This window comes from Metallosphaera javensis (ex Hofmann et al. 2022) (genome assembly GCF_022064045.1).
Taxonomy (GTDB): domain Archaea; phylum Thermoproteota; class Thermoprotei_A; order Sulfolobales; family Sulfolobaceae; genus Metallosphaera; species Metallosphaera javensis.
Window position 1 is genome coordinate 83,695 of record NZ_JAKNCW010000002.1, and the last position, 21,120, is coordinate 104,814.

General features: G+C 46.1%; 29 protein-coding genes. 18 read left to right on the forward strand and 11 right to left on the reverse strand.

Going from position 1 to position 21,120, the window contains the following annotated elements; genetic code table 11:
* Together L3N51_RS02240 and L3N51_RS02250 are read right to left on the reverse strand one after the other, a co-directional pair.
* Complete coding sequence (locus L3N51_RS02240) at window positions 1-1,584, reverse strand: sodium:solute symporter family protein (RefSeq protein ID WP_238025186.1); 1,584 nt, start codon at window positions 1,582-1,584, stop codon at window positions 1-3.
* A gap of 422 nt (window positions 1,585-2,006) precedes the next feature.
* Window positions 2,007-3,053 carry a DEAD/DEAH box helicase gene (locus L3N51_RS02250; protein ID WP_238025188.1) on the reverse strand — a complete coding sequence of 349 codons (1,047 nt, stop codon included), beginning with the start codon at window positions 3,051-3,053 and terminating at the stop codon, window positions 2,007-2,009.
* Window positions 3,054-3,351: 298 nt separating this feature from the next.
* Between L3N51_RS02250 and L3N51_RS02255 the strand changes: the two genes are divergently transcribed.
* Window positions 3,352-3,891: a hypothetical protein gene (locus L3N51_RS02255; protein ID WP_238025189.1), complete on the forward strand. Its 540-nt coding sequence runs from the start codon at window positions 3,352-3,354 to the stop codon at window positions 3,889-3,891.
* Here L3N51_RS02255 and L3N51_RS02260 read toward each other — a convergent pair.
* Genes L3N51_RS02260 through L3N51_RS02270 form a run of 3 tightly spaced genes read right to left on the reverse strand, consistent with a single transcriptional unit; the run spans window position 3,875 to window position 6,512 of the window.
* Entirely contained in the window at window positions 3,875-5,026 is a 1,152-nt protein-coding gene (locus L3N51_RS02260) for a VWA domain-containing protein (RefSeq protein WP_238025190.1), read from the reverse strand. The two genes, L3N51_RS02255 and L3N51_RS02260, sit on opposite strands and share 17 nt — an antisense overlap.
* On the reverse strand, window positions 5,023-5,859 hold the full coding sequence (locus tag L3N51_RS02265; protein WP_238025191.1) for a metallophosphoesterase: 837 nt from the start codon (window positions 5,857-5,859) through the stop codon (window positions 5,023-5,025). Before L3N51_RS02265 ends, L3N51_RS02260 begins: the two co-directional genes overlap by 4 nt.
* On the reverse strand, window positions 5,856-6,512 hold the full coding sequence (locus tag L3N51_RS02270) for an FHA domain-containing protein (protein ID WP_238025192.1): 657 nt from the start codon (window positions 6,510-6,512) through the stop codon (window positions 5,856-5,858). Before L3N51_RS02270 ends, L3N51_RS02265 begins: the two co-directional genes overlap by 4 nt.
* A 146-nt stretch (window positions 6,513-6,658) precedes the next feature.
* Here L3N51_RS02270 and L3N51_RS02275 point away from each other — a divergent pair, with 146 nt between their 5' ends.
* Entirely contained in the window at window positions 6,659-7,273 is a 615-nt protein-coding gene (locus L3N51_RS02275) for a zinc ribbon domain-containing protein (RefSeq protein WP_238025193.1), read from the forward strand.
* A gap of 1 nt (window position 7,274) precedes the next feature.
* Here L3N51_RS02275 and L3N51_RS02280 read toward each other — a convergent pair whose 3' ends face one another.
* A complete protein-coding gene (locus tag L3N51_RS02280; protein ID WP_238025194.1) occupies window positions 7,275-7,952 on the reverse strand; it encodes a hypothetical protein in 678 nt (225 codons plus the stop codon).
* A 42-nt stretch (window positions 7,953-7,994) separates the two neighbouring features.
* Between L3N51_RS02280 and L3N51_RS02285 the strand changes: the two genes are divergently transcribed.
* From L3N51_RS02285 to L3N51_RS02295, 3 genes are read left to right on the forward strand one after another with little or no spacing between them, the layout of a single operon-like run.
* Window positions 7,995-8,951 (forward strand): tRNA lysidine(34) synthetase, encoded by a 957-nt coding sequence (locus L3N51_RS02285; protein ID WP_238025195.1) that lies wholly within the window; start codon window positions 7,995-7,997, stop codon window positions 8,949-8,951.
* Window positions 8,935-9,390 carry a DNA primase noncatalytic subunit PriX gene (gene priX, locus L3N51_RS02290; protein WP_238025196.1) on the forward strand — a complete coding sequence of 152 codons (456 nt, stop codon included), beginning with the start codon at window positions 8,935-8,937 and terminating at the stop codon, window positions 9,388-9,390. The genes L3N51_RS02285 and priX overlap by 17 nt, the downstream gene beginning before the upstream one ends.
* Before the next feature lie 38 nt (window positions 9,391-9,428).
* A complete protein-coding gene (locus tag L3N51_RS02295; protein ID WP_238025197.1) occupies window positions 9,429-9,638 on the forward strand; it encodes a dolichyl-diphosphooligosaccharide--protein glycosyltransferase subunit 2 in 210 nt (69 codons plus the stop codon).
* On the opposite strand, the gene L3N51_RS02300 is transcribed toward L3N51_RS02295, so the two are convergent.
* Window positions 9,635-9,949, reverse strand: a complete 315-nt coding sequence (locus L3N51_RS02300; protein ID WP_238025198.1) for a hypothetical protein — start codon at window positions 9,947-9,949, stop codon at window positions 9,635-9,637. The two genes, L3N51_RS02295 and L3N51_RS02300, sit on opposite strands and share 4 nt — an antisense overlap.
* A 32-nt stretch (window positions 9,950-9,981) precedes the next feature.
* On the opposite strand from L3N51_RS02300, the gene L3N51_RS02305 reads away from it, so the two are divergent.
* Both L3N51_RS02305 and L3N51_RS02310 read left to right on the forward strand, forming a co-directional pair.
* Complete coding sequence (locus tag L3N51_RS02305) at window positions 9,982-11,238, forward strand: M20/M25/M40 family metallo-hydrolase (RefSeq protein WP_238025199.1); 1,257 nt, start codon at window positions 9,982-9,984, stop codon at window positions 11,236-11,238.
* 65 nt (window positions 11,239-11,303) lie between these two features.
* Window positions 11,304-11,951 carry a DNA/RNA nuclease SfsA gene (locus L3N51_RS02310; RefSeq protein WP_238025200.1) on the forward strand — a complete coding sequence of 216 codons (648 nt, stop codon included), beginning with the start codon at window positions 11,304-11,306 and terminating at the stop codon, window positions 11,949-11,951.
* On the opposite strand, the gene L3N51_RS02315 is transcribed toward L3N51_RS02310, so the two are convergent.
* On the reverse strand, window positions 11,919-12,293 hold the full coding sequence (locus L3N51_RS02315; protein WP_238025201.1) for a GIY-YIG nuclease family protein: 375 nt from the start codon (window positions 12,291-12,293) through the stop codon (window positions 11,919-11,921). The genes L3N51_RS02310 and L3N51_RS02315 overlap by 33 nt on opposite strands.
* A gap of 67 nt (window positions 12,294-12,360) precedes the next feature.
* Here L3N51_RS02315 and L3N51_RS02320 point away from each other — a divergent pair, with 67 nt between their 5' ends.
* Together L3N51_RS02320 and L3N51_RS02325 are read left to right on the forward strand one after the other, a co-directional pair.
* Entirely contained in the window at window positions 12,361-12,807 is a 447-nt protein-coding gene (locus L3N51_RS02320) for a glycine cleavage system protein H (protein WP_238025202.1), read from the forward strand.
* A 1-nt stretch (window position 12,808) separates the two neighbouring features.
* Window positions 12,809-13,903, forward strand: coding sequence for a lipoate--protein ligase family protein (locus L3N51_RS02325; RefSeq protein ID WP_238025203.1), 1,095 nt, complete (start codon window positions 12,809-12,811; stop codon window positions 13,901-13,903).
* 28 nt (window positions 13,904-13,931) lie between these two features.
* Here L3N51_RS02325 and L3N51_RS02330 read toward each other — a convergent pair whose 3' ends face one another.
* On the reverse strand, window positions 13,932-14,648 hold the full coding sequence (locus L3N51_RS02330; RefSeq protein ID WP_238025204.1) for a CBS domain-containing protein: 717 nt from the start codon (window positions 14,646-14,648) through the stop codon (window positions 13,932-13,934).
* Between the two features lie 204 nt (window positions 14,649-14,852).
* Here L3N51_RS02330 and L3N51_RS02335 point away from each other — a divergent pair, with 204 nt between their 5' ends.
* The 7 genes from L3N51_RS02335 (at window position 14,853) to L3N51_RS02365 (ending at window position 18,798) form a co-directional block, all read left to right on the forward strand.
* Window positions 14,853-15,299 (forward strand): hypothetical protein, encoded by a 447-nt coding sequence (locus tag L3N51_RS02335; RefSeq protein WP_238025205.1) that lies wholly within the window; start codon window positions 14,853-14,855, stop codon window positions 15,297-15,299.
* 8 nt (window positions 15,300-15,307) lie between these two features.
* Window positions 15,308-15,721, forward strand: coding sequence for an OsmC family protein (locus L3N51_RS02340; protein WP_238025206.1), 414 nt, complete (start codon window positions 15,308-15,310; stop codon window positions 15,719-15,721).
* Between the two features lie 32 nt (window positions 15,722-15,753).
* A complete protein-coding gene (locus tag L3N51_RS02345) occupies window positions 15,754-16,086 on the forward strand; it encodes a hypothetical protein (RefSeq protein WP_238025207.1) in 333 nt (110 codons plus the stop codon).
* A 79-nt stretch (window positions 16,087-16,165) separates the two neighbouring features.
* Complete coding sequence (locus L3N51_RS02350) at window positions 16,166-16,828, forward strand: DsbA family oxidoreductase (protein ID WP_238025208.1); 663 nt, start codon at window positions 16,166-16,168, stop codon at window positions 16,826-16,828.
* 69 nt (window positions 16,829-16,897) lie between these two features.
* A complete protein-coding gene (locus L3N51_RS02355) occupies window positions 16,898-17,284 on the forward strand; it encodes a CBS domain-containing protein (RefSeq protein ID WP_238025209.1) in 387 nt (128 codons plus the stop codon).
* A gap of 96 nt (window positions 17,285-17,380) precedes the next feature.
* A complete protein-coding gene (locus tag L3N51_RS02360; RefSeq protein ID WP_238025210.1) occupies window positions 17,381-17,983 on the forward strand; it encodes a class I SAM-dependent methyltransferase in 603 nt (200 codons plus the stop codon).
* Between the two features lie 59 nt (window positions 17,984-18,042).
* Complete coding sequence (locus L3N51_RS02365) at window positions 18,043-18,798, forward strand: CoA transferase subunit A (protein WP_238025211.1); 756 nt, start codon at window positions 18,043-18,045, stop codon at window positions 18,796-18,798.
* 5 nt (window positions 18,799-18,803) lie between these two features.
* Here the strand turns inward: L3N51_RS02365 and L3N51_RS02370 are convergent, their stop codons facing one another.
* The gene (locus L3N51_RS02370; RefSeq protein WP_425597999.1) at window positions 18,804-19,532 is read right to left on the reverse strand and encodes a CoA-transferase subunit beta; all 729 of its coding nucleotides are present in this window, start codon (window positions 19,530-19,532) and stop codon (window positions 18,804-18,806) included.
* A gap of 29 nt (window positions 19,533-19,561) precedes the next feature.
* On the opposite strand from L3N51_RS02370, the gene L3N51_RS02375 reads away from it, so the two are divergent.
* The gene (locus L3N51_RS02375) at window positions 19,562-19,879 is read left to right on the forward strand and encodes a hypothetical protein (RefSeq protein WP_238025213.1); all 318 of its coding nucleotides are present in this window, start codon (window positions 19,562-19,564) and stop codon (window positions 19,877-19,879) included.
* Here the strand turns inward: L3N51_RS02375 and trm10 are convergent.
* Complete coding sequence (gene trm10, locus L3N51_RS02380; RefSeq protein ID WP_238025214.1) at window positions 19,839-20,747, reverse strand: tRNA (adenine(9)-N1)-methyltransferase Trm10; 909 nt, start codon at window positions 20,745-20,747, stop codon at window positions 19,839-19,841. The genes L3N51_RS02375 and trm10 overlap by 41 nt on opposite strands.
* A gap of 206 nt (window positions 20,748-20,953) precedes the next feature.
* Here trm10 and L3N51_RS02385 point away from each other — a divergent pair, with 206 nt between their 5' ends.
* Window positions 20,954-21,109: an AbrB/MazE/SpoVT family DNA-binding domain-containing protein gene (locus L3N51_RS02385; protein WP_012021412.1), complete on the forward strand. Its 156-nt coding sequence runs from the start codon at window positions 20,954-20,956 to the stop codon at window positions 21,107-21,109.
* Window positions 21,110-21,120 lie beyond the last annotated feature (11 nt).

The window sequence follows — 21,120 nt, forward strand, 5'->3', positions numbered from 1 at the left end:
TTACATTTCCTTGGTTATTTCCTCTTCCTTTATCTTCTGGGTTGGTCTCCATCCCATCCCGTAGGCTATTCCAGACCCTATCAGTGTTACGGCGAGATTTATTAACAGAGCTAGAATGGCTATGTAAAGTGGACCTAGAGGAGTTGCATAAAGGCTGGTCTTGATTGCTCCGAACTTAGCGTTTGCCTCTATAACTAGTGCCAATGCTGATAGAATCCCCGCTGCCCATCCCACTAGGGTGGCCTTTCCATTTAGATTTCTGGTATAGAGCCCTAAGAACACGGATGGTAGGGTTTGGGTTACCAGGATTCCACCGAGTAGCTGAAGCTGGATTGCGTAGGTCGCAGGAACAGCGAATACGAAACCTAAAGCCACGAACTTAAACACTGTTGAAACGACCTTAGCCAGAGTTGCCTCCGTTTTAGGTTCCAGAGATTTGAATTCCTTTATCACATTCCTCACTAGAAGGTTAGCGACACCAATGGCCATGATTGCCGCTGGAACAAGTCCTCCAATGAAAATCGCGAGGTAAGCTAGTCCCACAAACCAGTCAGGCATTGTATATGCTATGAGTGAAGGAACCACGAAGGTACCTGCGCCTAGCTTGATCACCGCATTTAGGGCGTTTGGCACGGCGTACACTAGGATGCCGAAAAGAGCTAGCAAGGCTAATCCAATACCGTAAATCGGCAATAGGGCAGTACCCAGCTTGAGCTTCCCCTTATCCTCGGAGCTAAGCGAACCATTGATGGCGTGTGGGTAGAGGTAAAGTGCAAGTGCTGATCCTAGAGATAGCGAGAAATACGCTGGGATCAGTTTAGGCGACAGGGCTCCGTAGTTTATGGGTCCCTTAGCATGATTCAGTGCCAGGTTCACAGTAGCAGATTGTGTGGCTGCATTATGGAACGCGCTGGCAAACCCGCCGTAACTTAGTGGTACAATAATTATTACTGCAAGCACTGTAATCCAGATTAGAATATCCTTAAAGACTCCAGTAATTGCAGCTCCCCTCAATCCGCTGGTGAACGTAAATGAGGCGAGGATGATGAATGCTATTATCAGGGCAACGTCTGATATGGTCTTAGATACCACCCCAGTTAGACCTGCTAGTAGAGATGCAAGTACAGCCTGCATACCAACTATCTGCAATGCAATATAAGGTAGTTCAGCAACTATCCCGGTCAAAGCTACTGCAATGGCGAGCCATCTGCTATCGAACCTGTCCTTAACGAAATCGGAAGCAGTGACGTACCCCTTGTTTCTGGAAACTGTCCATAATCTCGGCATGGTCAAAAGTGCAACTGCAAACCCCCAGGCCACGTATGGCACAGCAAAGAAGTACAATGATCCTATAGCCAACATGCTGGAAGGCACAGCAATGAAGGTATAGGCAGTGAACAGATCAGCTCCCATCAGGAACCATACCAGTAACCAGCCTAGTCTCCTTCCTCCAAGCCCCCATTCATCAATTTTGGATAGATCCCCTCTCCTCCATCTGGACGCCCAAAAACCGAGGAAGGCAAAAATGGCAAATAGGACAATGAATACCCCAAGGGTAACTCCATCTATATTTCCAAATGCCATTCTCTTCACCTACCTCCGTTCTCTTTCACTGCAAGTACAACTCCCGCAAAAAGTATTGTTGACACAATCAGAAGGATTATCTGGTAAGAGTAGAACGTCGTTAATCCGCCTATCGAGGGAAGAGAATTATTAAAAACCGGAAATAAAGAGTATATTATTATATCAATCAAGAATGCGATTCCCATTGCCAAATAATATTTGTTCATACGATATCTCAGATACTACAGCGTTCTCGCGCTTATAAATTTTATAATCTAAAGGGAAACTATCATTGTCAATCTTATTGTATGACAAATTATATCTCTTACAATAGAAGGCAAGTTTATTCCTCGTGATAGACGGCTTAAACATGGGTTCGAGACAGTTTAATGAAAAAAGATGAAAATAACGCATGTTAATAAATTTTATCCTTTATTTTGAATCTATTGAGAAATGATAGTTGATTTGATAACCCCTCTTATTCTTTGAACCATTTCCTCCTCTCTTCTCGTATAGTATGATATTGCTCGCCCTTTCCTTCCCATTCTTCCTGTCCTTCCAACCCTATGAATATAGGTTTCAACGTCCCTGGGCAGGTCAAAGTTGATCACCTGTTCAACGTCAATCACATCTATCCCCCTAGCAGCTAAGTCTGTGGAAATGAGAACATCGCTTTGACCTCTCTTAAAGTTCATGAGATTTCTCCTTCTTGAACCTTGAGACATGTCACCGTGAAGAAGAGACGTGCTAACTCTGTCGGAGATTCTGTCATAAAGTGCCTCTGCCCTAGCCTTTGTGTTGGTGAAAACGATAGCCTTCCCGTTCACGTCCTTGAGAAGCTTGGTAACCTTCTCGTTCCAGTTATCGCGTACCGGATAAAATTCGTGGTCTATCTCCACCGGTTTATATTCGTCAACCTTAAGGAACCTTGCTTTAGGGGAGAACTCCTCAGCCAGTTCCTTTACCTCTGGGGGTACAGTAGCGGAGAAGAAGCCGAAGTTCTCTGCGCTGGTCTTAGAAAGTATCATCCTAACGTCATCTATGAACCCCATATCGAGCATTCTGTCAACCTCGTCCACAATGGCCAGCTTGAACCTGGAAAGGTCTAACGTTCCTCTACCCCATAGATCAAGGATCCTCCCTGGAGTTCCCACTATGATCTCGCTATTGGACTCCCTTTCTTGCCTGTCATAGCCAACTCCGCCTATGATAACTCCTACGGAGGTCCTCTTGTATTTTCCAAGCCTCTTGGCCTCGTATGCGACCTGTTCCGCTAGCTCCCGTGTGGGAACCAATATGAGCGTATCGTGATATCTCTCTAGCACAGGTATCAGATAAGAGGCCGTCTTCCCTGAACCAGTTTTGGCCTGAACTATTACGCTCTCCCCATTCATGAATACTGGGATGGTTATTTCCTGTACCTTTGTGGGACGCTGGTAATTAATGTCAGCCAGTGCCCTTTTCAGTTGATCGCTTAACTGATCAAACATGAGGCTGAGGTAAATTTCTGAGTTAATAAATTCACTTGAAAAATCTAAACGTTCTAAATCTTTTAGAACATCTCTAAGTTGTCCTTGTGCTAAAAAGTTTTCATGATTTAAGGACAAAAGATAATTATAGTTATCGTAAATGTAAAGTGTCTCCCACATCATTTTATCTTATGTTAATCTTATCCTGAATGAGATTCATGGTAATGTTTAAGCATTTTAATTTCTCACTTGATATTTTGGACAGATTTAAGTGAAATTTAATAACTAACAAATTAACTTCTTTGTATAACTTATACACATGAGACTTTTCGGAGTGAGGATTAATTCTCTGCTAACTCCCCAAACGAAATATCTAACAACCACAAGGCAGTTGGTTCCGGAATACGGCGAAGAAAGGCCAAAGATAGTTGCACTGGACTGGGATGGAAGGACGTTAAGGGAGCTTATTCTGCTCAGGGAATCAGTTCTACCGGGGAAAAGAATTCAGCCTGGTTACAAAATAGAAGTCTCGTCCTCAAGTGACGGTAGACTTGGAAGTTTGAGCGACATGAATACCCTCACCATAGTACCTAGAGTCCTCAAATCTGATAAGTGGATGAGAGGAGAGCTAGTTATTCTGGGCAGGAGAGTCAATCCAGAGCGCATGTTAATTCTTCACGATATACCGGCCTTGGGCAAAAGCAGTAAAGAAGTCATGATTCAGTTACAGAAATTCTTGGATGATTGGGGTATTCATGCCAAGAAATTACCAGCAATTGTGAAGAACGTGAAGGTTTCAGAAAAAGTTAAGGCTAAGATTATTGACATAGACTTCTTGATGGCTAGCTCTCTCCCCTGAGCTTTCTTGTGACCTCACTGGAGACTTCCTTCGATAGTTTTCTGGTCTGCTCCGTGGCGTTACCAGACCTTTTCGTGGTCTCCAGACTATCTGACAGTCTTCGTGTAGTTTCCATTAACTCTATTTTCCTGGTCTGACCGGCTATCTCCTCCATCCTCTTGAGCGTCCTGGTTGCCTCCACCAGGTTTCCTGCCTGAACCTCACTGGATATCTTCTGGAGATTGTTAAAGTACTCGTACTCCAGCAGAACGTCCTTATTTACTCCACTCACGAAGGTAGCTTGACTATCTGCTGGCTTAATGGTAACCACGCTTAACAGAGCCTGCTTTCTTCCGTCAACTGGCTCCTCGTAATTCGCCTTCACCGTCATGAAGTTTCCACTGTAGTTAGGCGGAACTACAGCCTCTCCAAGTATCTTGACAACTCCCTCAACAGCATTAAGCTGAACCGGCGGGCCTGAATAATTGAGCAATTTCACGCTGGACTCGGCAACTATATCCACCGTCACGTTCTTTGCGGCGATCTTGGTTTTGGCAGCCTTGGGAAGCTTCTCCGGGATCTCCATGGCATCATTTACATGATAAAAGACTCCACCTGATCTGTCAGCTAGGGACTTCAGTATGGTTTCGTTATAATCGTCCCCAAGTCCGAAGGATATGGTCTGGACTCCGTTTGGTATAGCCAGTCTCTTATATGTCTCCACGTTAGTGTCGTCTGTGGGATTCCCATCCGTTAGCAATATCACATAACTTGGTATCCCGTGCTTGTTGTGAAGATTGAAAGCAGTGAGAAGAGCTGTGAAGAAGGCAGTTTGACCTCCAGCGGATAAGCCAGTAATCTCAGCCGTGAGATCCTCAGGATCAGCGAACTCCCTCACAATGTTAACCCTGCTGGAAAAGGTGATAAATGATACCTTGTTACCCTGAGGTATTCTCTTTAATAGTTCTATAGCACCCTTCTTGGCGCTCTCTATCTTAAGGCCATCCATGGATCCGCTGGTATCCAAAAGAACAATGTAGTGAAATCCTGTTGCAGTTGAGATCTTTTCTGGAACTAGTAAGATTTTAAAGGCCATTTTCAGATCGCTGTTAAATGAATACCTGTGACTAACTTCCACCTTCATGGATAGGGTCATGATTTATCACCATTCAGAAGGAACTCCTCGTCCAAGTAAACCATGTTGAACTTACCTTGGTCCTGAAGTAAGATCCCTGCACGCATCTTATGGTATCTACTGGAAAACACTGTAATAACCCTTTCATCTATCTCAGACCTGAAGCCGTCAGCCACCTCGTGCCCCCTGATTATCCCCTTAAGTGAGTTTTCCTTAAGGAATTCAAGAGTCACATCCTTACCGTAGAAGAACGTTCCTTCACCCCGGATATTGGGGACGAAACCGTCAAGTTCCTCCCTAGGATCGTTCCATAAAATCTCGAAGGCTATTTCGTCCTCTGGTATTATGTCAGGTTTCTTGAGCTCCTCTATCTGTTGTAAGCTCTTCAAGTTCCTTGCTATCCCTCCATGAACACAAAGGTAATCGTTCACTATAGCAGCGTAGGGCATTTCGGAGAAGAGATCCACGAACTCCTTGTAGTTTTCATCTCCCAGTTTCTCCCTTACCTCCGCCCTAAATCCATAATATTCATTGGTGAGTGGGCTCTCATGGTTACCCCTGAGGACAATTACCTTGTCCTTGTTCTCTAGGAAACGGGAGAGAATTATCTCTAGGTTCTCCAGTCCGTAGGGCTCCCTATCAACGTAATCCCCTAGAAAGACTATGGCGTCGTAGTCTGAGAAATTCTCAAAAACATACTTCGTAACCATGTAGGCCCCGTGCGTATCCCCAACAAAAGCAACTCTTGACCTATCCCCAACCCTCAAGAGAGGTTTCATTGAGGAGAAAGCTTCTCTAGATTTTCTCACAAGTTCGAGGAGACTATCCCTCCTCTCTTGGGGCCAGGAACTCATTCTCTCACAATCTTGATAATGGTATTGTTGCCCAGTTTCACTACGGCGTTTTTAGGAAGTTGGGCCTTACCCTTTACAGCCTGAAATACCTTTCCGTCATAAATGTACGTGCCATTGGTGCTGTTCAGATCCTCTATGTAAAGCGTATCACCCTCCTTGGATAGAATTGCATGTCTTCTAGAAATTTCACTATCGGGAATCATTAGCACATTTTCAGGACTTCTTCCCAGGGAAATATTTTCGAAAACGTCAAAATCCAGCGGAACCTTAGTCTTGTTTAGAGCCGAGACCGGAGTTGCAATGAACTGAATGTAGTATTTACCTTCTTGTGCGGTGGGCGTTTCGGTGACCTCGCTCTGCTGAGATGTTGTGGTAGTTTGAGCCTGATTCTCCTGGGTCGTTACGGTCTGTACTTCAGTCTGTTGGGCTTGTTGCTCCTGTGTTTGAGCCTGTGCTTCAACGGACTGATTTAGTTGTTGAACCGCCTGTTCCTGTTGTTCAGTTGGTTGTGCACCCGATCCAGCATTTTCAACGGTTTCCTGTGGAGCCGATTGGGCCCCTACTGACTCATCTGGTCTCTTTAGTCCGCAAGTGGTGCAGTACATTGCATCATCAGGGTTCTCAGTTCCACATCCTGTACATTTCCATGTCATGGTAATATTGTAGATACAATAAACCTATTAAGTATTTTCGCTAATGGAGACGACCTAACACTCTTGTTTTCTGCATTGAATGTCCCTCCTCTACCCAAGAAATATCATCAAAAAGTTTTTAGTTTGACTAAATTCCTAGATAGGTAATGCAGAAGACAATCCAGGGAGTTTACGTAAACCCTCAACAGATAGCATATCAGCTGGAGAACTGGTTTAGATCAAAAAAGCATTATCAGACGCAAGTCCTAGGGATGGGCTCAAGCTATGTGGTTCAGGCTAAGAAGGTTGGCTTCCTGAGAACGATTTTCGGTGCGGATAGGGCCTTTACCGTCAGACTCATGGGCGGTCAAGGATTTTTAAACGTGGATGTAGGACTAGCTGACTGGCTAAAGGCTGCTGACGTAACGGAGGACGTTATAGCGGCCCTTGTATTCACTCCGCTTGCTGTGGTGGAGGGCATTGAGGAGCTATACGATCTGAAACTCGAGAAGGATATCATTAAGGAAGTGGAGAACTTAGCGTATTCTATGTCTCAGGGAGCTGGGAACCCCATATATCAACCCTATTCTCAGCCAAACCCCTATCAATATCCGCAAAATCAACCTTCGTATCCCCCAACTCCATATCAACCTCAACAACCCAATCAGCCCTACTCACAACCCCAATACTCACAACCTCAACAGAAGTACTGTCCATCCTGCGGGACGCCTAACCCCAGTACAGCTAGATATTGCATGAGTTGCGGGACCCAGCTGTTCTAAGCTAGATTTTCTTTATCATTCTCTGAAGCGAGTCTGGATCCCCAGGAGAAGACAAGAGCACGCTTTTTACTCCTATTCCCGAAAGTTCCTCTATCACGGTATTAACGCTTTCAGCGTCAAATGCTGGTTGGGGTAGAGCCTTTAGGATTTCCCTGTTCTTCTCTGTTCTAATGATGACATAGGGGATAATCTTCTCCAGGGGTAACCCTTCTAAGGAGCTCACTCCGCCAAAATAGAGTCCAAGAAAGAAATCCGCTGGCATATCCAGCCTGGAAAATATCTCTTCCCTGCTCTTCCTCAAGCTTAACATTCCGCCAGACTTAACTCCATAACTTCTAGAGATTTCTATTGCCCTATCAGTTGAAACCTGATCCACTTCCTTCCCAAACTTGGGTTTGTCTCCCTTTGTGAAGGCTATATCAAAATTGAAGAGTCGAGCAGTTATGGAGAGTGACCTGACGAATAATTCATTGACGTCTGCTAGCCTCTGGTTCAGGATAATCCTTTTCCCTTCATTCAGTTGCTCTCTGGCCAGTACGCCCACAGCCAAGGGCATGACTGAAGGTTCTCCAAGAGGTGCGTCTGGTATATCAAAGCCATCAAAAGCTTCCAAGGAGGATATCTCCTTCTTAAGCTTGTCGATTTTACGCTTGGGATGCAGTTCGGCCAGTATCTCCATTCCGCACTCTATTTAATAATCCCTTTAAAAACATTTATACGTGTGTACTGCAAGAAGTGTGGCTCTAAGGCTATAATCAGAGTAACCTCGGCCAATCTCACTCTTTGCTCCACGCATTTTACGGAGTGGTTAGAGGGTAGGGTTAAGAAGATCATAAGGGATTACGGGATGATACATGAAAATGAGAAGGTAGCGGTCGCAGTGTCAGGAGGTAAGGACAGCACAACACTGCTCCACGTGCTCACCAAGTTATCAGGAAAAATGGGATTCGAGGTTGTTGGGGTGAATATAGACCTGGGAATTGACAGGGGTACTAGATACTCGTCTCTAAGTACAGAGTTCGCTGTGAAGAACTTTGAGAAGTTAGGGATCAAATATAGAGTTGTCTCCCTCAGGGAACAGTATAGGTTTACCATTGACGACGCGAAGGCAAGAATCAAGAGGCCAGTATGTAGCACTTGCGGGCTCGTCAAGAGATACGTACTAGAGGAAGTTGCCCAGGAGCTGGGGGCAGATGTTCTGGCTACTGGCCATAACCTGAACGATATGGCGGTGTTCGTTCTTTCAGGTTATCACTCTGGCGATCTGCACAACTTGGCCAGACTGAGGGCTGTCTCTCCTGCAGAGAACGGATATATAAGGAAGATAAAACCGCTTTTCCTGGTCTCTGAGAAGGAAACCACTACTTACGCCCTAGTTAATGGCATTCCCTTCATTATGGATTCCTGTCCCAATAATCCCAGGGTTGGAGGCCCAACCTCAGACAAGCTCAGGAGAGTAATAGAGAATGCTGAGGATGAGATACCAGGTTTCATGGCAAGGCTTGTGGAAAACTTCGAGACCAAGATAAGGCCCTTCTTCGAGGATCTCCCAAAGTTCAACTTGGGGAAGTGTAAGATCTGTGGAAAACCTACTAACAGTGATAGGGAGATCTGTTCCTTCTGTGCCATCAGGATCAAAATGACTGGAGGAGAGAGTCAGATTGTCAAGGGAGGCTAAGTTCACCAGTCTGTTACACTATCCAGACGGAAGCCCCGCTGGAAAGTCGGAGTACGAAGGAGGAATCTCCAGGGTTTATGACGAAACGGGGCAGTTCCTCTTCGAGGTTGATGGGCTCTTCCCTCCCAGACCCAGAAGCACCTCCATGGACTGGATAGACAAGGTACTGGAGAAGGGACTAACGGACTGCAGGAAAAGGTTTATCCTTTACGTAGGCTCAAGGTATCTAGTCAACGTGAAGAAGCTACCCGAAGACGACGCGGTAGAGAAATTGAAAGAGTTCTATTACAAGAGCGGAGGAAAAGTGTACGAGACGTGGATCAGATCCGTGGTTAGGGGAGTGAAGAGTAAGGGATTAATGCCACCTTCCCTGAAGTCCCTTGAGCTGAAGGACCGCGAGCTCTACCAGGCAATTAAGGCTGTTTTAGAAAGAAAATAGTATTAAAACTTTATAACGTACTATCTAAAAATACCATTATGGCATCTGAAAAGAGATGGGATACATTCACCTGGTTTGCAGTTGTTACACCACTGGTCGCATTCTTTATTATGACCCTGATTCTCTCTGCGTATCTCAACGAATTTGGTCCATGGAAGTCTGTGGTTCCCGTGATACTGGGCTTCGGAATCTTTTTCCTGCTTGTGGGTATCTTCCTGAGGACTAAGTTCGGTAGAATGGCCCTCTAACCAAGCCTCTCCTCTGCTTTGTCCAGAAAATTATCAACGTAGCTCTTTTCTCCAAAAATCACTAGGTCATCGATCTCCTTCTGATAGTACTTCTCCACAACCCTGAGTATATGTTCCGTGGTTCCTGGGAAAACGTCAACCACCTCGCCACCCTGCAGTTTATCATCCTCATATATTGCCACTGCCATGTTCTTGTATACGTTCACCCTGAAGGTTGAGATAACCTTCCCGTCCTCAACCTTCTTATAAACGTAAATGAGGAGAAGGGGCTCCGTCATAGAGTGCCTTACGTATTCGGCGTACTTTATCATGGCTTATTTAATGGAACTGTCATTTAAAAAACATGAACTCAATTCAGGACCTAATTGAGTTTGCGAGGATAGACACCACTTCAGCTAAGGGAAAAGGAGAGGAGGGAGCCAAGTTCATAAGGGATTACATGGAAGCTCACGGAATTGAGGCAAGACTGATCAGGCACAAGTCCAGAAACCCTTACGTGTATGGGGAGATAAACGTTGGTGCCAACAGAACACTACTGATCTACAATCACTATGACGTACAGCCAGCTGAACCCCTAGACAAGTGGAACAGCGACCCCTTTGATCCAGTAGTAAGGGACGGGAAATTGATAGGACGCGGGGTAGGAGACGATAAGGGCTCCCTTATGGCCAGACTGCAGGCATTGGTGGAAATGGGTAAACCACCTATCAATGTTAAGTTCATCTACGAGGGGGAGGAGGAGATAGGCAGTCCCAACATAGACTCCTTCCTTAACGATCACCGGGATCTGCTAAGGTCGGATTACGTTCTCTGGGAAGGGGCTGGAAAGGGATCCAGCGGTGCTCCAGAGATAGTACTGGGAGTAAAGGGCCTGCTGTATGTGGAGATTTCAGTCAAAACCCAAAAGGATCTCCACTCCATGTATGCCCCTGTGGCGAAGAATCCAGCGTGGGAACTAATTAAAATCCTCTCCTCCCTGAAGAGCGGTGACAAGGTTAACCTTCCTGGTTTTTACGACAAGGTTAGATGGCTCACGGAAGAGGAGAGGAGGTACCTGAAGGGAAACAAGAAGTCCATGGAAGATGCCTTGGGTCAGGAGCTTCCTGAGGACTTCCAGAGGAAGCTAGTTGAGGAACCCACATGTAACGTCGCCGGCCTTTACTCTGGATATACAGGTGAGGGTTCCAAGACCGTTATTCCATCCTACGCTATGGCAAAGCTGGACTTCAGGCTTGTCCCCGACCAAGACCCAGAGGAAATCCTGAAGATACTTCAGACTCATCTTAAGGGAGTGGATATCAAGGTATGGAGTAAGGTGAGACCTTACAGAACTTCAATTAACAGCAGGATTGCCAGATCCCTGATGGACTCAGCTAAGGAGGTGTACGGGGTTGAACCAGAGGTTATCCCCAACAGCTACGGTACCGGTCCCATGGAGTCCTTTGCAAGGATTCTGGGAAATAACCAGATAGCAGACGGGGTTGGGGTGGAGCATCCGGGATCAAACATCCATTCCTTTAACGAGAACATTTACATAGAGGACTACAACGTGGCCAAGGAGTGGATGAAGCGTTTCGTGAGGTATCTGGCTCAGCCTTAGTTTTCAGGTCATCGCTCCACACTCGGCAAACTCATCATCAATACTAGGATGGTGCACAGGGTAAAATGCTCACCGTAGTCAGCGTTGAAGGAAGAATTTGGGAGGAAAGGGTCGAGGCTAGGTCAAACAGGTTCATGGTCAAGATGCAGTCAAGATTAATCTGCCATCTTCACGATCCAGGGAGACTTAAGGAGCTAGTATATCCTGGTAACAGGGTACTTGTAAGGGAAACCAGAGGGATTAAGACCTCATGTTCAGTCCTAGCAGGTTGGGATGGCGAGTGGGTCATAATTGACAGCCGATTTCATCCTGTCATCGCAAGAAGATTCCTTCCTCCTGACGCGGAAAGCGAGGTAAGGGTTGGCCACAGCAGGCTTGACTTTCACTTTAACGACACGTGGGTGGAGGTAAAGGGCTGTTCACTTGTGAGGAACGGGATTGCCCTGTTTCCAGACGCCCCCACAAGAAGGGGAGAAAGGCACCTTAGGGAATTAATCAAGTTGAGGGAAGAGGGACACGATGCCATGTTAATGATCCTGGTAATGAGACCTGCAACATGTTTCCTTCCCAACAAGGACACAGATCCCTCGTTTTCTGAGGCTTTCTGGGAGGCCCTGGATAGGGGCGTAAAGCTGACAATAAAGTCCTTCAAGTTGGAGGGAAGGGATATTGTTTACGTTTCAGATATTGGATTGTGCAATAAGGCTGAGTAAGCTTGACCCCTCTATCCTGAACAGGTGTCCCTCATGTTTTCTGCAGTCGGATGACCCAAAACCCTTCACAGGGTTGGATAGGAGGTTAGCCAGCTCCTCCTCTTGTAGGGGGAGAACAATTACCGCTAGAGGTTTGCACACGCTTTTCAGGTAATCGACGTGCCACCTTTTCCTCGCAAGGCTGTCACTCAGATGCCTTTCAATTCTTTTTACACAGTTTATCCCGCAAGACCCCACGTAGGCGTAAGTTCCACTGCTTATCATAAACCTCTTCCCTGGAGTCTCCACAACTCCATCTCCACATTCAAAAAGAACCACGTAACCCTTCTTCTCACGTTTCATTTATTTCATCTATTCTATTGGAAAGATTTTTAGTTTAGTATACTCTAATTAGGAAACCAGTGATAAAATGGTCGTGGAATCGAATTGTGAGATTCCGGAAAACCTTCTCTATTACATCGATGGTAAAAACACCGTGTGGGCAAAGCAGGAATCTGCAGATACCATTCTGGTGGGCATAACTGACATAGCCCAGACCATGGCAGGTAAGGTAGTAAAGGTCAGGATAAAGAAGAAGGGGACCAAGGTTGAGAAAGGAAAGCCTGTGGCTACCATGGAGAGCGGAAAGTGGGCAGGCCCAGTCCCAGCCCCAGTCTCTGGTGAGATTGTTGACGTGAATGGAGAGGTGGAGAAGAGCCCCGTTCTTGTAAACAGGGATCCTTACGGAAACGGCTGGCTAGTCAGGATGAAGGTGGCCAATCCAGAGGAGTTGAAACAGCTCTACACGGGAGCTCAGGCAGTTCAAAAATTAAAGGAGCTAGTTACAGCAGAGAAAATATCCTGCAAGAGGCTGTGAAATGTCGTGGAGGTTTATTTCCCTCCCTCCACAGGACGGCTATCACATGGTTACGTCATTCGTTTCTGTAGCTGAATATGTTACAAGGGGAGGGAAAAACACATTTCTGGTTTTTTCAGTTAAGGAACCATTCGTTAACGTTGGGGTTCATCAGGAAGTTTGGCTTGAGGTAGACCTTGATTTCACCCTGAAGAACAAGATACCTGTCGTTAGAAGGGATCTGGGAGGAGGAACGGTTGTTATAACTCAGGGAGAGCACGACTACTTCATTGTGTTGAGGCAGGAGGAGGCACCCTCAGACCCCAAGGCATTATATGAAAAGTACCTCACCCCTGTGGTGGATGTGCTCAGGGATTACGGTTTGAACGCCTCATTGAGAGATCAGGATATAGTGGTTAACGGCAGAAAGATCAGCGGGAACGGTGCAATGACACACGGTAAGGCCGTGGTCATAGCAGGTAACATACTCATGAGAGCCGACACGGACCTTATGAGCAAATGTATCAAGGTCCCCTCCGAAAAGTTCAGGGATAAAATGGCGAAGGATATGTCGGAATGGATAACCTCTCTGGAGCGTGAGCTGGGTTACGTTCCGCCTAGGGAGGAGATTGATAAGAAACTGAAGCAGAGCTTTGAAAATCACCTTGGAATAAAGTTCGAGGATTCTATGCTGACGCCAGAAGAGATAGAGAGGTGGGAACAGCTGGCTAGCGAAAAGAGGAACGAGGAATGGGTTTACTATAAGGACAGGAGGCACCCCGATCTGAGGACAGACAGATGTGTTAAGATCTCCTCAGCTGTTGCCATATGTCACTTGGATTACAAGGCTAGAAAACTAGTAAGGATTACCGCGAAATTTGTGGAGAAGAAGCTACAGGAAGTCTCCATCTCAGGTGACTTCTTCGTTATGTCCCCCAGGGACTTTCTGGAGAAGCTTGAGGACAGACTTAGCGGGATTTACGTCAACGATATACCAAGTGCTATAGACAAAGCGTTTGCTGAACTGAAACCTGTGATATTTGGGTTCAGCGCTGAGGACCTGAAGAAGGCTTTTCAGGAAATATTGAATAAGCCAGAAGTTCAGGAAGTTATATAATTTTTGAAACATTATTAAAAATATAGGGTTAAATTGCAATTACAGCTAGGATCTCCCTCTCCTCTACGCTACCAAGGAGGGTTCTGGAGTCCACCACTGGGAGAAATCCCACGTTTTCCTGGACCATTATTTTTCTGGCAATCTCCAGGGACGAGTCTGGAGTTGTCCTGAAAACTGGCCTCTTCATTATGTCTGAGACGGGTGATCCGGTCCTGCCCTCAAGGATAGCCCTGCCCACATCACGTATTGACACGACGCCAGCGGGAAGGCTCTCTTCCACAACTACTGCGTGCCTCTCCCAGTTTTCCTTCATTGCCTTGATTACCTCCAGCACTTTGGTCTCAGGGGCGGAGATCAGGGGATCTACCTTCATTACGTCGCCCACCTTAACTTCTTCGTTCACAGTCTGAGATCGGAGAAGGTCCCTTTCCGTGACAATACCAACCACATCCTCATTTTCTATCACTAGGAGCGACCCCACACCCTTTCCTGTCACTATTTTACATGCCTGTTTCGTATCAGCCTCTGGGGAAATCATTAGGAGGTCCCCGCTCATCACGTCCTCCACAGCCCTAGCCCCTTCTATCCATCCGTACACAAGATCCCTGATGGTCACTATACCCTGACTTTTCCCCACGACTAACCTTCTTATCCTTCTCTCAAGCATAAGGGCTATTGCATCCCTTAAGGGGGTTCCAGGCTCCACCCTAACCAGGTCCCTAGTCATTACTTCCCTTACTTTCATGGGATCACGGCTTTGTGACTTTGACCGAGGAACATCTGGAAAGGCATTCCGATATATTCGTGAATTTCCATTCTCCCTTTGGCTTGAAGCACTCCTCCACGCATGGATCTGAAACCTGAGCTTGCATATTTTCCACCGATATCATTTTCAGACAAAAGGAAAAAACCTTTACGGGAGAAAGTCTACTCTCTTACAAGTGAAATTTTGATCGAGAAAGTGGGAAACCTTGAGCTAGAGGTTGAGGCAATAATAGAGATAGATGGCAATGAGTACAAGGTGGTTAACGTTCCATCAGTTGATGAGTACAGGGGATTTCCTCCCTCCTGGGAATTTGTTAAGTCCAACATGCTGACGTGGAGGCCATACTTTAAGGGAAGAATGGTGGATTTTAACGGCCAACAAATCCCGGCGGTGGGTCAATATCTGCTTAACATGGACGAGGAAATGTACAAATTTCTCATGGATATCTACCTTATGTTCAAGGTGAACAAACCTTCCATTGAGACAAACATAAGCGTGGTAATAAGCAAGCAGATAGATGACATGGAGAGGCAACTGGGAAGGACCCTCTCAGAGCAGGAGCGAACGAAACTTTACGTGAGATTCGCAACTGAGGCTGCTATATTCAGGGACCTTGGGTTGATCAATTAGGTGAAACCATGATCACTTTCACAGCTGAGGCTAAGCTGGAGGGAGAGACTGCACTGGTGAGCGTTAAGGACGTGGAGCTGAGGATAGGTCTCATTGGATCGGAGGATCCTACTCCGGAGGAGATAATGCTTGGGGCCGCGCTTTCCTGTATGATACTGACCATCTACTACATCTCTAGGGAAATGGGGGTTAAACTTCAGGGAGTCGAAGGTTATATTGAGGGAATGCTGGATCCCAAGGGTTTTCAGGGAGATCCCAACGTGCCCCCTGGGCTACTACAGGTTAAGTACGATCTTACGGTTTACTCTGATGACGAAAGGATAGAGAAGGTCATGGAGCTATCCATGCGGAGATGTCCTCTTAAGGATACCCTCATGAGAAGTATCGACGTGGATGTAACTTGGAAAGTGAGAAAGACTTAAAGCCCCATTTATTTAAGTTTTTTCGATAAATAATGGCGGAAGAACTCGTGAAGCCTGGAGAGAAGCAACTTGAGGAGATCAGGGGCTATCTGTTTGATCTACTGGACAACTTGAACGATATCTCAGTCAAACACGAGAAGATCCTCGTCTCCAAGGGCATCATGCCCAAGCTTGCCGTCCTCCTGGGAATGATAACGATGCAAAGGTATCAGATAGACCTTGTCATGAAGTACTACTGGAAGCAGTTAGAGGAAATAATAAACAGCATGTCCCAGTTGCAGGAACTTCAAGGAGAGCTGAAGGACATCATGGAGGATGTCCAGAAAATCAAGGAATTGGCCTCCCTGGCAGGACTTCAGATCTAAATTGGTTTTTTGTTTTTTTCTCTAGATTAGTACGATCGTTTTAAAAGCGTGGACAAATAGGGGTAAAAGAGGTAACTTGATGCAGATAACATTCTTTCATGACGTGTTGTGCCCCTTTTGCTACGTTACCAACAAGAGGTTAAAGAAGGTGGTTTCGGAGTATAAGGACGTTCACGTTAAGCATAAGGCATTCATGATAATATCATCCCTTGATGACCTAATAGCCGCAGCACCCACTCCTGAGGACGCGAGAGAACTATTCAAGAGCGAGTTCTCCATACTGACTAGGTACTTCCCCGATTACGATCCCAAGAAAGTAATTGAAAAGGGTAAAATAGGTCACATCTGGTCCATGCCACCCCTCATGGCCTGTAAGGCCGCTGAATTCCAACGGGGGGATGAGGGTCATTGGGAATACTTCACACTGGCTCAGGAGAAATTCTTTATGGAAGGAGAAAACGTAAATGATGATCAAGTCCTGATCTCAATAGCCGAGCAGATAGGTCTCGATATAAACAGGTTTAAGCGGGATTTCAAGTCCAAAGAGGCTAAGCTTGCGGTGATACAGGACGAGGAAGAAGCTAAAGCAATGGGAATTAAGGGAGTTCCAGCTCTTCTTGTGAATGAGAAGTGGCTCATAAGGGGAGTGCAGTCTGAGGAATACCTTAAACAGGTAATCGATGACGTGTTACAATACGGTGAGCCCAAGAAGATAGAGTTGAAAGCCTACTGGGAACAATAAGTTAAATCGAAACTGATCGAGTCATCCTCTTCAACAAAGCTTATTTCCATTGTGGACCTATGATTACCTATGAAGAGAGTCAAAGATGTAATGAGTTCTCCCGTATTTCAGGTGGAAGCGAATACCACGCTTCAGGAAACCTGCAAGTTAATGCTGGAGAAGGGCGTAGGATCGGTTATTGTAACCGATAATGGGAAGCCTAAGGGGATATTCACGGATAGGGACGCAGTAAGAGCTATAGCCAATGGCGCCTCAGCTATGGATGAGTTAAGGACAGTAGCAACTATGCGTGACTTGGTAACGGTGAACGAGGAAGTTGATATAATACAGGCTGCAAAGCTTATGGCTGAAAAGAAGATCAGACATTTACCCGTGACCAATAGCGAGGGCGAGATTGTTGGTATGGTTTCCGTAACTGATCTATCTGCAGAATTGAAAGAAATGCAACTTTCTTAACTCTCGTAGGACTGGTTTCCGTCTAGGAACTGAAGAACACGATCATCTAATTAGTTTAGACGAAAATATTTATTGGATGAAACATATCCCTTCTCCGTGAAGCTTGCCATTCTCAAGGACGATAAGGACAGTATAGCACCTTTGTGGAGGGCCATTTACATTGAAACCGTAGATGGAACAGTGGAAAAAGTTAGTGCCAGTATGGGGAGGTCGTCAGTTCTTCCAGATGCTGATCTGATTATGGGTCGTGATATGTTGAGGGGCGAGATTGGCCTCCTGTCCTCTGCTTATCCCGTCATAGTGAACGGAGACAGGATAGTGAGATTTGACCAGATGGCTGGAAAATTCCCAGAGATAGCGGTTAAAGGTAAAACTCTGGGAGTGGGTTGGTGTGCTGAGAATCATGTGGCCTGCCTATCGGGTTCCGGGTTAGGGGACTTGATACATGGAGTCCATCCCTTTCCCTTTCGCGATGAAGTTTTTGACAACGTAATTGCTTACGAGATACTAGATTATGATGTGGTCAGGGAGTCTCATAGGGTTACGAGAAGGGGTGGTAGGTTCTTTCTGGTGTTCAGGGATAAGTTATTTGGGGGTGTAAAGCCCTCAGAGGCCCTGAAATTCCTCGTGAAATTTAACGTTGTTTCGCTTGCCCTGAAGGATGGGTTCTGGATCGTGGAGAGCAAAAAGATCAGGTAGTTTCAACCTCCATCACTCATCTAGAAAAGTTAATTACAATAAATACCGAACATTCCGTTATGTCCAAGCTAGTTTCCCTTGAGAAGGCCATGTCCCTTGTGAGGATAGGGGATACCATTACCATGAGCGGAATTTCCATTCACAGGAATCCCATGGCGTTCGTGAATATCCTTGTGGAGTATGAATACGAGGAACTGGGGTTTATTGACAGGGAGCCAGGGGTGGCCCTTGAGGTACTATTGAAACATAACGTGGTCAATAGGGTCAGGGTGGCCATGGCAACCCTTGAATGGTTCGGAATGTTGCCCACTTTCAGGAAAAAGGTTGAGAACGGGGAGATTGAACTACTCGAAGATACCTGTGGGGCCTTCATAGCCGGAATTAGGGCCGGAGCGAGCGGTCTTCCCTTCATGCCTGTTAAGGGAGTTATAGGTAGCGATCTAGTTAAGATACATGAAGAGGTTGGAACTTGGAAAGTTTCAAAGGATCCGTTCACCGGAGAGGAGATTCTCTTGGTTAAGGCCATTGTCCCCGATGTTGCGATAATTCACGTTAATAGGGCGGATGAGCACGGTAACGCAGAAATCCTGGGACCATTATATGAAGATGAGTACAAGGCCAAGGCAGCGAAGACGGTGATCATTACGGCAGAGGAGATAGTGGACGAAAGTTACTTTTATGGAAGGAGGCCAACAATAAATTCCATTTACGTGGATGCTGTGGTGCATGCCCCGCGCGGAGCAGAGCCCACAAGTATGTATCCTCTGTACGACGCCGATTACGAGGCAATAATGAAATTGTTGGGCGAAGCTTGAGCCAGTTAAAACTCCAGAGCAGTTCTTAGATTGCTCGGATCAAGCATATCAAGGTATTCTATTTCATCATAATACAACGTAACAATTCTAGTGGACTCTATCTCCACGGGAAAGCCGGTATTTTGGATTATGTTCTCTGGCGTGGCCCACGGCATCACTGCTTTAACCATCCACTTCTTTCTTTCCCTGTCAAACCTTAGTACCGCCAGATTGGTCACTAGGAACACCTTGTTATTGGAATACTTGGCAGTTCCCGTGACGAAGTCAACCCTGTTAACTAGGGTGTTCTTGGAGTGCTTCAGGTTCCACAGAATTAACTTGTTTGCCAGCGGCATCAGGTATGCAGTCGCTGCCCCTCCTGGAAGTTTCACCGATGGTCTCCTGTAGTCTCCTATTGCAGACAAGTTCACATTAGTCTCTTGATCTATCTGTGCGGGACCTAGGAACATGACGTCAAGTTCTCCCTTCTGGGCTAGGTCAAAGGAGTCGGCAGTGATCATCACTGGTGCTCCATCAAGGAAGAAGGGGTCTCCCGTGGAAGGCGAGAGGAGGATACTTTTGGGGTTATCAGCCTCTGCCACTCCGATTATTCTTATCTCCTTATCCATCATATCTCTGGCCAGAAAAGCTCCAAGCAGGGCAGGAATGGAGTTTAGACCGACATAGACAGTCTCGTAATCATCTATGAGCTCAGCCATGGCCTTTATGACGTAGTCTATCTTCATGGGAGAAATTTCTTTAACCGTGGTTATAAGATGTTTGTATGTTCTCAGTTTACAGATATCGTGAATATTTCGTTGCAGGGGTTAACCACGTGGTCCCTGACTATTTCCAGGACGTAGTTTTCATCAGGCAACAGGGAAACAGATGGGATGTGATAAGTGCTGAGAGGTTCAGGCCACAGGATCCAGACCTGACCGCCATCAGGGATGCCGTGAAATACGCCACTCACAGGGAGGACCTCAGGAAAGCAGTGATAGAGCTTAAGTCCAAGGGAATAACTCTCGAGGAGGTCAAGAACTTTCCCTTTCCCAGGTCCCTCATCGAAGGGAAGAAGAAGATCCAGGCCGAGTTCGACTGATGATCTTTTTCACTCTCTCCTTGAGTTTCTCCCCAGCCCTTAACCATTGAGCATTTCCCTCCAGGTCCCCGTTCAAGGTGGTATCCCGGAGGAGACGGGCGAACTTGTCGGCATTGGACTGCTCTTCGAGTATACTATCCTCCAGACTTTGCCCCTCCCTCACCCTCAGCACTATGGAGATTATTCTGTTCAGCCTGTCTGGCACTCCAACTCTGGACCCACGAAGTGTAATCTTCACCCTCGTCTGATGATATCCGGCAATTCCTGCCATCTCCCTAGTTGCATATTTCCATCCAGAATCGTCCACAATTCCGCCCAGTATGAAGGTACTCGCGCTCTTCAGAATTTCCTCTGTCGCCTCCTTCTCCGCGTATGGATCCAGGACAATTGCATTTACGGGCTCCGCGTTTCTTCTAACCTTGTTGAAGAAGGCCACATCCCTTAGCATCTCTTCAAATTCCTGCGTGGTGTGGTTGAGGGACAGGTTGTAGTCCCAGAGATACTTTCTCAGGGTTGAAATCACCATCAGGATTTGGTTCACCAGTTTCCTCTTTTCGTCTTGAGAATGCCTGTCCCAGAGTGACAGGTCTATCACGAAAAGCGGAAAAGTGGGGGCCTGGAATGGGAACTTCTCCCCCTGAGGATGGGGAGACTCAGTTGACATCTCCATTCCCTTTCCACTCAGGAACGATATACCATACTCCTCACCTATCTTTTTCCCATAGTAAATCCCTCGCTTCAATCCCCAATCATAAAGGACAAGCTTCAGGGCTACATGTTGCAGGAAAGGTCTTCTCAGTCCCTTGATGTATAGGTCGTCTATTCCCGCCTCCAGCAACTGTTTGCCCAGGGCCCTTCCAAGTATCAAGCGTATCCAAACAAGTGTAAGGTCCCCCATTTAAAATCCTGGTGTTGAATTGGATTTTCAATGACTTTGAACCTCCCAAGATAAAGAAAATCTAATGAAGATTCAAATAGAACTTTTCACCAAATTTTTTTATACTGCCTGTCATCTCCGTCGAAAGTATATAGAAAATATTATAAACGCTGAGTAAGTAATGGATATGGATAAAAATGGCAGTAGAAGATATAGTTAAAGTGAGCAGAAACTATCAAGTTACCATACCTGCTAGAATCAGACAAAAGTTTCAGATAAAGGAAGGGGACCTAGTTAGAGTAGTGTTCGATGAAAATGAGAACTCTGTAAAAATTTTGCCAATGAAGCAGTAAAGCCAACTCTA

Excerpts from the sequence above, each read along its gene's own strand:
- L3N51_RS02315 (WP_238025201.1), bottom strand. The coding sequence starts at position 12,293 with ATGAAACGTGAGAAGAAGGGTTACGTGGTTCTTTTTGAATGTGGAGAT.
- L3N51_RS02375 (WP_238025213.1), top strand. The coding sequence starts at position 19,562 with ATGTTCTCAGTTTACAGATATCGTGAATATTTCGTTGCAGGGGTTAAC.
- L3N51_RS02260 (WP_238025190.1), bottom strand. The coding sequence starts at position 5,026 with ATGACCCTATCCATGAAGGTGGAAGTTAGTCACAGGTATTCATTTAAC.
- L3N51_RS02350 (WP_238025208.1), top strand. The coding sequence starts at position 16,166 with ATGCAGATAACATTCTTTCATGACGTGTTGTGCCCCTTTTGCTACGTT.
- L3N51_RS02385 (WP_012021412.1), top strand. The coding sequence starts at position 20,954 with ATGGCAGTAGAAGATATAGTTAAAGTGAGCAGAAACTATCAAGTTACC.
- L3N51_RS02240 (WP_238025186.1), bottom strand. The coding sequence starts at position 1,584 with ATGGCATTTGGAAATATAGATGGAGTTACCCTTGGGGTATTCATTGTC.
- L3N51_RS02340 (WP_238025206.1), top strand. The coding sequence starts at position 15,308 with ATGATCACTTTCACAGCTGAGGCTAAGCTGGAGGGAGAGACTGCACTG.
- L3N51_RS02265 (WP_238025191.1), bottom strand. The coding sequence starts at position 5,859 with ATGAGTTCCTGGCCCCAAGAGAGGAGGGATAGTCTCCTCGAACTTGTG.
- L3N51_RS02310 (WP_238025200.1), top strand. The coding sequence starts at position 11,304 with ATGCTCACCGTAGTCAGCGTTGAAGGAAGAATTTGGGAGGAAAGGGTC.
- L3N51_RS02255 (WP_238025189.1), top strand. The coding sequence starts at position 3,352 with ATGAGACTTTTCGGAGTGAGGATTAATTCTCTGCTAACTCCCCAAACG.
- L3N51_RS02295 (WP_238025197.1), top strand. The coding sequence starts at position 9,429 with ATGGCATCTGAAAAGAGATGGGATACATTCACCTGGTTTGCAGTTGTT.
- L3N51_RS02320 (WP_238025202.1), top strand. The coding sequence starts at position 12,361 with ATGGTCGTGGAATCGAATTGTGAGATTCCGGAAAACCTTCTCTATTAC.
- L3N51_RS02270 (WP_238025192.1), bottom strand. The coding sequence starts at position 6,512 with ATGACATGGAAATGTACAGGATGTGGAACTGAGAACCCTGATGATGCA.
- L3N51_RS02365 (WP_238025211.1), top strand. The coding sequence starts at position 18,043 with ATGTCCAAGCTAGTTTCCCTTGAGAAGGCCATGTCCCTTGTGAGGATA.
- L3N51_RS02345 (WP_238025207.1), top strand. The coding sequence starts at position 15,754 with ATGGCGGAAGAACTCGTGAAGCCTGGAGAGAAGCAACTTGAGGAGATC.
- L3N51_RS02325 (WP_238025203.1), top strand. The coding sequence starts at position 12,809 with ATGTCGTGGAGGTTTATTTCCCTCCCTCCACAGGACGGCTATCACATG.
- L3N51_RS02250 (WP_238025188.1), bottom strand. The coding sequence starts at position 3,053 with ATGTTTGATCAGTTAAGCGATCAACTGAAAAGGGCACTGGCTGACATT.
- L3N51_RS02280 (WP_238025194.1), bottom strand. The coding sequence starts at position 7,952 with ATGGAGATACTGGCCGAACTGCATCCCAAGCGTAAAATCGACAAGCTT.
- L3N51_RS02355 (WP_238025209.1), top strand. The coding sequence starts at position 16,898 with ATGAAGAGAGTCAAAGATGTAATGAGTTCTCCCGTATTTCAGGTGGAA.
- L3N51_RS02330 (WP_238025204.1), bottom strand. The coding sequence starts at position 14,648 with ATGAAAGTAAGGGAAGTAATGACTAGGGACCTGGTTAGGGTGGAGCCT.
- L3N51_RS02300 (WP_238025198.1), bottom strand. The coding sequence starts at position 9,949 with ATGATAAAGTACGCCGAATACGTAAGGCACTCTATGACGGAGCCCCTT.
- L3N51_RS02305 (WP_238025199.1), top strand. The coding sequence starts at position 9,982 with ATGAACTCAATTCAGGACCTAATTGAGTTTGCGAGGATAGACACCACT.
- L3N51_RS02275 (WP_238025193.1), top strand. The coding sequence starts at position 6,659 with ATGCAGAAGACAATCCAGGGAGTTTACGTAAACCCTCAACAGATAGCA.